At 43.2% G+C, this 4,700-nt stretch carries 4 protein-coding genes; 2 read left to right on the top strand and 2 right to left on the bottom strand.

Features of this window, described 5'->3' with window-relative positions; translation table 11 throughout:
* Positions 1-241 precede the first annotated feature (241 nt).
* On the top strand, positions 242-1,045 hold the full coding sequence (locus CAG69_RS12830) for a MetQ/NlpA family ABC transporter substrate-binding protein (RefSeq protein ID WP_161444524.1): 804 nt from the start codon (positions 242-244) through the stop codon (positions 1,043-1,045).
* 93 nt (positions 1,046-1,138) lie between these two features.
* On the opposite strand, the gene CAG69_RS12835 is transcribed toward CAG69_RS12830, so the two are convergent.
* Entirely contained in the window at positions 1,139-1,414 is a 276-nt protein-coding gene (locus CAG69_RS12835) for a D-fructose-6-phosphate amidotransferase (protein WP_161444526.1), read from the bottom strand.
* A 223-nt stretch (positions 1,415-1,637) separates the two neighbouring features.
* Positions 1,638-2,357, bottom strand: coding sequence for an SIMPL domain-containing protein (locus CAG69_RS12840; protein WP_161444528.1), 720 nt, complete (start codon positions 2,355-2,357; stop codon positions 1,638-1,640).
* A gap of 233 nt (positions 2,358-2,590) precedes the next feature.
* On the opposite strand from CAG69_RS12840, the gene CAG69_RS12845 reads away from it, so the two are divergent.
* The gene (locus CAG69_RS12845; protein WP_161444529.1) at positions 2,591-4,354 is read left to right on the top strand and encodes a lysophospholipid acyltransferase family protein; all 1,764 of its coding nucleotides are present in this window, start codon (positions 2,591-2,593) and stop codon (positions 4,352-4,354) included.
* Positions 4,355-4,700: the final 346 nt, after the last annotated feature.

Genomic DNA, 4,700 nt, shown 5'->3' on the forward strand with positions numbered 1-4,700 from the left:
GTTAATACCTACTACGCCTTTTTTGTATCTTATATCTTTGGGTACAGTTTCGGTTGCGGTAACTCGTCACTAGCCTCGTAATAGCTTTTCCTCTTCCCCTCTTCTTTAACTATTATCTGGCTTTCTATACGAGCAATAGAAACAAAATGTCTGCTAGCTATTTAAACCATTGACCCTTTTTCGACTTCTGATAGGATGGACATGTAAACGTATGGACGTCTAAAATGAAAATGGAGTTACAATGAAAAGTATTCGTCACCTAAAGAAGCTAGCTTTGGTTCTCACGGCAGTAGTTGGCTTAAGTGCTTGTGGAAAAAAAGATGACTCTGTCATAAAAGTGGGAGCAACCGTAGGGCCTCATGCTCAAGTAGTTGAAGCAGTAGCGAAGGAAGCAGCGAAGCAAGGCTTGAATGTAGAAGTCATCGAGTTTTCTGATTACGTGACACCCAATGCCGCGCTTAGCGATGGTAGCATCGACATTAACAGCTATCAGCACCAACCATTTTTAGACAACTTCAACAATAGTCATGACGCCCAATTAGTGTCGATTGGTCAATCCATTTTGATGCGCATGGGACTTTATTCTAACAAGTATCGCTCATTGCAAGAGCTTCCAAACAATGCACGCATAGCAATTCCAAACGATCCAACTAATGGTGGTCGCGGTCTATTGCTACTCGCCAATGCAGGTTTAATTGAGCTTAAACAAGGTGTTGGCCACAAAGCCGCCCTAACTGATATTACAAAAAATGCAAAGTCGTTTGAATTTGTCGAGGTAGATGCCGCCCAGTTACCACGAACATTGGATGATGTAGACGCGGCTGCGATTACAATGAACTACGTAATGTCTTCTGGTTTAGACCCGAAGAAACAAAGTATCTATCTTGAAGCAAAAGACGCACCACTGGCCGTCATGGTCATCGCTACTCGTGACGCAGACAAAAATAATGAAGCGTATAAAAAATTTGTTTCTATTTACCAATCTCAAGCAATTCGTGATTATCTCGATCGCACGTTCAAAGGCACAATAGAAGCAGCTTTTTAATCAATAAAGCAACGAATACTTTGCTCACTAATCAGTTAGAAAAGAGGCTGATGTTTCTCATAGCCTCTTCTTTTCACTCCTCACTCAATCGGCTTATCGTCGACTTTCAGCCTCTAATTTCATTGCTAAATAAGCTTGGTCAGCAGAAACCAATTCAGGGCGGTTAATCAACTTCCAAAGGAAGTATGGTGGGATTAAAAATACGACAAAGTAGAGAGATTCATGGAAGAATACATCGGCTATCGCTTGCTGATGCTCCCAGAGTGCCGTCAGTGCAAAGAGCTCTAACATCACACCTAAAACGCCAAAGACGACAGAGACAACGATCGCTAAACCCAGTAGTTCTCTAATAAAGTGCTTGTATGCCATGATACTAATTCCTTCTAGCAGTAAGTCATACTAACTTACGCTCATAAGAAACAAGTGAGCTTGATTATTATCAAACTCCCCTCATCACTGTTAAGAACTTAGTTTTATAAAAAAGTACTTGTATATAGCGTCATCGAAGACTGATTTCCCTATCACAGAGCATAGATACCTCTACAAATAGAAGGTGATGGAACGACCAACTATTGGCTATATGAGCGTAACTTTAATCAGATAAGTAATATTGAACTGTCGATACCACTCGTACTTTCTTAATGTAAGGCGTGTTGCTGTCTCGGTCATAAATCGAGAACTGCCCTTGAGTTGCACGTTTGATCTTACCCAGTGAACTCTGTGAGTCTTTCGCAAATTTCTCAGCCACTTCACGCGCATTCTTAGTCGCTTCTTCGATCATGTCTGGCTTCACATCATTCAGCTTAGTAAAGCTGTACTCAACACGATTTGCATAAGGATCTTGGTTAAGCAAAACGCCTTGTTTTCCTAGCTCACCTATTTCATTGATTGCCGCTCGAACAACATCAACACTCTGGCTGTAAACCGTAACGGTTCGCGAGGCCAAATAACGATACTCAATGTCTTGCTCGCTCCCATATTGCTGTGCTTTTCTGTCAATGACCGCTGGGGAAGAAAGGGAAACGCTGGTTTCAGGAAGCCCTTTGGCACTTAGAAAGTCCAAAATCAAACGGGTTTGCTGGTCAATTTCATCAAACATGGCCCCCATATCATTACTCGCTAGAGTAAATTGAATCGGCCAAATCACCGTATCAGCAGGATACTCACGCTCCGACAAACCTTTTACTGTCACGACTCTTTCATAGGCTCGGTATTTCACCGCCGTCTGCTGCATAAAATAGCCAAGGGTGCCAAGACCAAGTATCAAACTTAGCCCAATCCAAAGTGCTGCTTTATTGGAAACTCGTTCCATTATTTCCCCCTGATAAATATCAACTTAGCTTAATCTTTGCTCTAGATAAGATAGCCTATCTATTGTTTTAAGAGGGAGACGTAACGCGAGTTTTGATTCATAGCACAGTGATATACCGTTTTCTTTAGTCAATAAAGCTTCATTAGTTTGTCACCAAAGGCTCATGCTTTTGCCTCTGAACTGTCATCTGTAATTTCTACTATCCGATCAGCCACTTGTACGCTGAGGTAAATATGGATAGTTCGACCCCTTTTCGTCTCCCTCGTAAAACGCCGTTTGGCATTGGTGAAAACGTTGCTGAATGGGCAACCGGTTTAAACCAACTTGATAAGTTCTACGCCCAACGCCCCGTTAATGCCGATACCAAAACTTTTCTCCGCTTCACGCTGGATATCTTAGGTATCGATTATCGCATTGCTCATGGTTCACTCGACTCAGTACCTAAACAAGGTGCTACCGTCATTGTGGCGAACCACCCGCTTGGTTGTGTGGAAGGCGTCATCTTGGCCGAACTCTTGTTGATGGTACGAGACGATATCCAAATTCTAGCCAATCAATACCTGAAAACCGTGCCGGAGTTAGATCAGCTCTTCATTGGTGTCGATGTGTTTGAAGGCAAAGACGCCGTCAAATCGAATATGAAGGCCCTCAGAGCGGCTAATAAACACCTAGCAAGTGGCGGCTTATTGCTTGTCTTTCCTGCCGGTGAAGTGTCCCAGTTAGTCGATGCCAAACAGCAACGCTTGGAAGACAAAGCGTGGAGTCGAAGCGTAAGTAGCCTAATTCGCAAAAACAAAGCAACGACAGTTCCAGTATTCATCAGTGGCCAGAACTCGAAACGCTTCTATATGGCAGGGAAAATCCATCCACTTTTGCGTACCCTACTGCTTGGTCGAGAGTTGCTAAACAAACATGCGCAAACCATTGATTTATCTTTTGGCCAATCAATCAAATTCAAAGAGATCAACACACTTAGCGATGATCAAGTGGTGAACTATTTGCGGCTCAACACTTACTTACTCAATCGTGAAATCCAATCGGTGAAGCCCTCTTCCTCATCAGAACGGCTCTCACCAATAGCGGCAGGGTTACCCGTAGGCGAATTGCTTGAAGAACTGAACAACTTACCAAAAGAGTCCAAGCTGCTAACAAGTGGTGAGTTCGATGTCTACTGCACGGAGTCGCAGAATATCCCTTCCCTACTGCATGAAATTGGTCGCCTACGTGAGCTCAATTTCCGACAAGTTGGCGAAGGGACGGGACTAGCAATAGACATTGACCATTTCGATCATGATTACCTGCATCTGTTTGTGTGGGACAGAGAGAATCAATGCTTGGTGGGCGCGTATCGTTTAGGTCTGGTTGATCAACTGATTGAAAAGCGCGGCGTAGCAGGTCTGTATTCACGAACGTTGTTTAACTATGACCAACGCTTTATAGACCAAATGGGTAAATCCATCGAAATGGGGCGCTCAGTGATTGCACAGCAATATCAGAAGAGCATGAGCGCGCTACTGTTGCTGTGGAAAGGCATCGCAACCTTCGTTCATCAAAATCCTGATTACACGCACTTATTTGGCCCAGTCAGTATTAGCAACGACTATAGCGATACTGCACGTCAATTACTGGCTCAATCAATGACACTGCACCACTACGACAACAATTGCGCAGAATACGTCACGCCTTCTAACCCACTTCCTGAGCACCACCGTGACTGGAATACCAGCATGCTCACCGCTCTGGGTGATTTACAGCTATTGTCACGTGTCATTGCCAGAATCGATGAAGGGAAAGGAGTGCCCGTTTTGCTGCGTCAGTACTTAAGCCTCAATGGCAAGCTGGTATGCTTCAACGTCGACCCTGCATTCAATAACGCTCTAGATGGATTGATTATGGTGGATTTGCGCGATGTTCAAGAAAAGACGTTGGCAAGATATATGGGACGCGAGCAAGCTCATGACTACCTCGACTATCATACTAATAGCAACGATGATTAAGAACAGTGATTAAGTAGAGAGTTGGGAATCACAAGAAGAACCGTGTGGCGACTCTCTTTATTTACCCTTTCATCAACTAATTAGGCGTGCTCCGTGAAGTGCGCCGAAAAGAATCTTATAGATACAATCTATCGAAAGATCTAGATAGCATTTATCTCACCAATTCCGTCACAAACTTTCACAAAAAACAAAAGCAGACCCAAGTCACACTTTAAATCCACCACAACTCAACACAAAACGTGATATTGATCATCGCAAGTATTTAATTCGAATTTCAAAAAAAATCAAAAGTGATCAAAGTCACAAAGTATTTTGATTTTAAATTTGTCAGAAGATCGGATTGATC

Origin of the sequence: Vibrio sp. V43_P6S15P86 (assembly GCF_009904725.1) — a bacterium.
GTDB lineage: Bacteria > Pseudomonadota > Gammaproteobacteria > Enterobacterales > Vibrionaceae > Vibrio > Vibrio diabolicus.